6 protein-coding genes are annotated in these 4,476 nt (G+C 64.5%); 5 read left to right on the plus strand and 1 reads right to left on the minus strand.

Annotation, left to right across the window (positions count from 1 at the left end; genetic code table 11):
- The 5 genes from VNW74_RS16555 to VNW74_RS16575 form a co-directional block, all read left to right on the plus strand.
- A partial coding sequence (locus VNW74_RS16555) for an SRPBCC family protein (protein WP_325678673.1) occupies nt 1–1,144 on the plus strand: 1,144 nt, incomplete at its 5' end.
- Complete coding sequence (locus VNW74_RS16560; RefSeq protein WP_325678675.1) at nt 1,141–1,695, plus strand: 3-phenylpropionate/cinnamic acid dioxygenase subunit beta; 555 nt, start codon at nt 1,141–1,143, stop codon at nt 1,693–1,695. The genes VNW74_RS16555 and VNW74_RS16560, both read left to right, overlap by 4 nt.
- Nucleotides 1,692–1,955: a dihydrodiol dehydrogenase gene (locus VNW74_RS16565; RefSeq protein WP_325678677.1), complete on the plus strand. Its 264-nt coding sequence runs from the start codon at nt 1,692–1,694 to the stop codon at nt 1,953–1,955. Before VNW74_RS16560 ends, VNW74_RS16565 begins: the two co-directional genes overlap by 4 nt.
- Nucleotides 1,952–2,758, plus strand: coding sequence for a 3-(cis-5,6-dihydroxycyclohexa-1,3-dien-1-yl)propanoate dehydrogenase (gene hcaB / locus VNW74_RS16570; RefSeq protein WP_325678679.1), 807 nt, complete (start codon nt 1,952–1,954; stop codon nt 2,756–2,758). Before VNW74_RS16565 ends, hcaB begins: the two co-directional genes overlap by 4 nt.
- Nucleotides 2,755–3,486: a class II aldolase/adducin family protein gene (locus VNW74_RS16575; protein WP_325678680.1), complete on the plus strand. Its 732-nt coding sequence runs from the start codon at nt 2,755–2,757 to the stop codon at nt 3,484–3,486. Before hcaB ends, VNW74_RS16575 begins: the two co-directional genes overlap by 4 nt.
- On the opposite strand, the gene VNW74_RS16580 is transcribed toward VNW74_RS16575, so the two are convergent.
- Nucleotides 3,474–4,277 carry an IclR family transcriptional regulator gene (locus tag VNW74_RS16580; RefSeq protein ID WP_325678681.1) on the minus strand — a complete coding sequence of 268 codons (804 nt, stop codon included), beginning with the start codon at nt 4,275–4,277 and terminating at the stop codon, nt 3,474–3,476. The two genes, VNW74_RS16575 and VNW74_RS16580, sit on opposite strands and share 13 nt — an antisense overlap.
- Nucleotides 4,278–4,476 lie beyond the last annotated feature (199 nt).

The raw sequence follows: 4,476 nt of genomic DNA on the forward strand, positions 1-4,476 counted from the left end.
GTGCTTGCACCGGGGAATGCAGGTGTGCCGTGCAGAGATGGGCAACGCCTCCAACTTCCGGTGCCCCTACCACGGCTGGACCTACCGCAACGACGGTCGGCTGACCGGCCTACCGTTCCACCGGGAGGCCTACGGCGGCGACGACGGGTTTCCCAGGGATGGCCAAACCCTTCTTCCCGCACCGAATCTGGCGAGCTACAACGGCCTGATCTTCATCAACATGGACCCCGACGCGCAACCGCTCGAGGAATTCCTCGGCGACTTCCGGTTTTACCTGGACTTCTACACAAAACAAAGCCGTGGCGGGCTGGAGGTGCGCGGTCCACAGCGTTGGAGAATCAAGGCCAACTGGAAGATCGGGGCCGAGAACTTCGCCGGGGACATGTACCACACCCCCCACACCCATGCGTCGATCGTCGAGATCGGTCTGTTCCGCGAGCCGAATGCGCAAAAGCGCAAGGACGGAGCCACTTATTGGGCGCAGTGTGGTGGCGGAACCACCTACAAGCTCCCGCCGGGCAACTTCGAAGAACGCATGCGCTACGTCGGTTACCCCGACGAGATGATCGACCGCATCAAAGGTGTCTGGACCCCACAACAACAACAACTCGTCGGCGAGGACGGGTTCATGATCTCGGCCGCATCGTGTTTCCCGAATCTCAGTTTCGTACATAACTGGCCCAAGGTGCTCGACAGCGGCGACGATAATGACGTGTTGCCGTTCATCTCAATCCGGCTGTGGCAGCCGATCAGCCAGAACGAAACCGAAGTGTTGTCATGGTTCGCAGTGGATTCCGCAGCGCCACCGGTGTACAAGAAGAACTCCTATAAGGCCTATCTGATGTGCTTCGGTTCGACGGGCATGTTCGAACAGGACGACGTGGAGAACTGGGTGTCGTTGACCAACACCGCCGGCGGGTCGATGGCTCGGCGGCTGCTGCTGAACAGCAGGATGGGTTTGCTATCCGACGACCACCCAGTGGTCGAGCCGCTGCCTTCCAACGCGTTTCACGGGCCCGGACACGCCCAGGTCGGCTACAACGAGAACAATCAGCGCGCGCTGCTGCGGCTATGGGCCGACTATTTGGAAATGCCGCCGGTGTCGACGGCCATGACCGCCCTCGGCACGGCGGCGACGATATGACCACCCCGCAAATCGGAACGCCGGTCGGAAAGCCACTACCGTTCAACGACAATCGGCACCTGCAGGCACATCAGTTCTTGGTCGACGAAGCCTATCTGCTCGATGCGCAGCAGTACGAGACATGGCTGGACACCCTTGCCGACGACATTCGTTACCTGATGCCGGTACGCGTCACCACCGCACTGGGCGCCGGGTTCGACACCTCCCCGGGGATGGCGCACTTCGACGAGGACAAGTACTCGCTGAGCCGACGGGTTGCGCGGTTCGCCACCGAGCATGCCTGGACCGAGGACCCGCCTTCGCGGATGCGGCACTACATCACCAACGTGCGCACGTTCGCCTGCGGGGACGACGCGTACCTCGTCGTCGAATCCGCGGAACTGCTGTTCCGCAGCCGTGGCGACGTCAACGAGGCCGCGCTGGTGTCCTGCGGCCGCAAGGACGTGTTGCGCCGCTGCGGCGACCACCAGGATCGACTGAAATTGGCCCGCCGCACCATCCTGGTCGACGAGTCGGTGTTGAGGATGCAGAACCTGGCGGTGTTCCTGTGACCGATGCACTGACGGAGTTGCTCAACGGCGCGGTGGGCGAACCACTCACGGTGGCAAACGAATTCACCGAGGCGGTGGTACGCCGTGTCGATACGCGAAACGGCTCGCGGCTGCTGATCAGCGCGCCCAAATCCGGTCACTGGATCAGCCTGGACGCCTTGGAGGTCGAGGCGCTGACCCGGCAGAACGCCCGCACGCTGGCCGCGATGGTCGGTAACTCCGGTGGCCCGTTGCTGCCCGACGACGGTGAACAATCATGACCAAATGGTTGGATGGCAAGCGTGCCCTGATCGTCGGTGGCGGATCCGGCATCGGCAGGGCCGTCATCGACGCCTTCCGTGACGAGGGTGCGAGAGTCGCTGTGCTGGAACGAGATGCTGACAAATGCGACACGTTGCGGCACAAGTTCAAGAAGGTGCCGGTAGTCGAAGGCGACGCGACCACCCGCGCAGCCAACGATCTGGCGGTCGCCACCGCGGTCGAGACGTTCGACGGACTCGACACCCTGGTCAACTGTGTCGGGATCTTCGATTTCTACAAGGGAATCAGCGACATTGATGCCGACGACCTACCCGCAGCGTTCGACGAAATGTTCCGGACCAACGTGCTCAGCCATCTGCAATCGGTCAAAGCGGCGGTGCCTGCGCTGCAAGCCGAAACCGGATCGTCGATCGTGCTGACCGAGTCCGCGTCGTCGTTTTATCCCGCGCGCGGCGGGGCGCTCTATGTGTCATCGAAGTTCGCGGTGCGCGGGTTGGTCAGCACGCTGGCTCACGAACTCGCCCCGCAGATCCGGGTCAACGGCGTGGCACCGGGCGGCACGCTGAACACCGACCTACGCGGTCTTGCCAGCCTTGGACTGGACGATGTCCGCCTCGACGACACCCCTAACCGCGCCCGCGATCTGGCCGCGCGCACGCCGCTGAATGTCGCCCTCACCGGTGAGGATCACGCCTGGAGCTTCGTGTTCCTGGCCTCCGACCGCGCCCGCGGCATCACCGGCGACACCCTGCACCCAGACGGCGGATTCGGCATCGGCACAGCGAAATCGGCACAAGAATGACCGACCGACTGGACCAGCAACGCGCGTTGGTGGCACAGGCCTGCCGGGTCGCGGCCGCGCGCGGACTGGTCGACGGCATCCTGGGCCATCTGAGCCTGCGGATGGACGACGAGCGGCTACTAGTCCGATGCCGCAGCGACACCGACACCGGGGTGGCGTTCACCCGGCCCTCCGATATCCGGCTCATCGGATTCGACGGCAGCGCGGGCGCTCCCGGAGAATTGGACGGGTATCGGGTCCCCAACGAACTTCCCATCCATGTCGAAACCATGCTGGCCGACTCGCAGCACCGGGCGGTGGCGCATTTGCATCCGCCCGCCGTCGTCGCGGCCGATCTCGCCGGCATCGCGATCCGGCCGATCTACGGGGCCTACGACATTCCCGGGGCCTGGCTCGCGCGCGGTGGTGTACCGGTCTATGACCGTGCGGTGCTGATCCGAAACACCAGGCTGGGTAAGGAAATGGTGGCCGCCATGGGCGACGCAGCGGTGGTGATCTGCCGCGGCCACGGCATCACCAGTGCAGCGGCCACCGTCCAGCAGGCGGTGCTGCAAGCGGTCAGCCTCGACGCGCTGGCCCGGATGTCACTACAGATTCGCGCAGCCGGCGGCACGCTGCGCGATATAGACGACGCAGACTGGCAAGAGCTCCCAGATCTGGGGCCGGGCTTCACCACCGACGCGGCCTGGCGGCACGAACTCGCGCGGTTGCCTCCTCAGGCGAGCTGATCGGCAATCTCCTTGGCCGCCTTCGTAAGTGCAGCTGCAACCGACGCATACTGCGACCGGCTGAGCCGGTGCTGCGGGGCGGCGGCATTGAGCGCCAACCGGAGCCCCGGTGCCTGGGTCGGGATCGGCACCGCCACCGACGCGACGCCCTCCTCACTCTCTTCACGGTTGACGGCATACCCCTGTTCGCGCACCCGGGAAAGCTCGGCTTCTAACTTGGTGCGGCTGGCGATCGACCGGTCGGTGATGCGCTCCAAGTTCTCGTCGGGCAGTAACTGATGCAATTCCGCTTGCGGCAATTGGGCCAGCATCGCCTTTCCCGTCGACGTGCAATGCGCCGGCATGGTCCGGCCCAGCCGCGACGCCACCCGTACGGCGGTCGGGCCCTCCACCGCGGCAACGAAACGGACTGCGGCGCCGTCGAGCATGCCGACGTGCACCGTCTCGCGTAAGCGTTCGCTCAGGCCGCGCATGACTGGCGTCACGGTTCCGGCGATGTCGAGGCGGCCGAAGATCGCAAATGCCACACCGGTCAACGCCGGACCGGGCAGATAGGCCTTCGACACCGGGTCCTGGCGGACAAAACCGCGGTATGCCAGCATCGCCAGCAGCCGGTGCGCGGTCGATGAGGCGACACCCAAATATCGGGTGGCTTCGCTCAACCGAATCTCGGGTTTCTCCCCCAACAACAGCAGCAGCTTCAACGCCTTATCGACCGATTCGATCGGGTACTGCGGCGCGAGTGAATCGGCGGCCGACGCCCCGACCGCCCGCTCCGCCTTTTTCTGCATGACAGAAAACCTACCTGCGATACGCCCAAGGGAGGGTCAAGATGATGGAGTGGGCGCCGAGGCGCCGCCTGACCCACCGGCGGCGGGCCGATCACACCCTTGCGTCTACCTCTGATTTACAGAATTCTCATCGAAATGGCGGTACAGGACCATGGGGCGGGTGCCCGCGCCTAACCTGCTCCTTCGGAGATATCTTGTG

Source organism: Mycobacterium sp. (genome assembly GCF_035570115.1).
In the GTDB taxonomy this organism is placed as follows: domain Bacteria; phylum Actinomycetota; class Actinomycetes; order Mycobacteriales; family Mycobacteriaceae; genus Mycobacterium.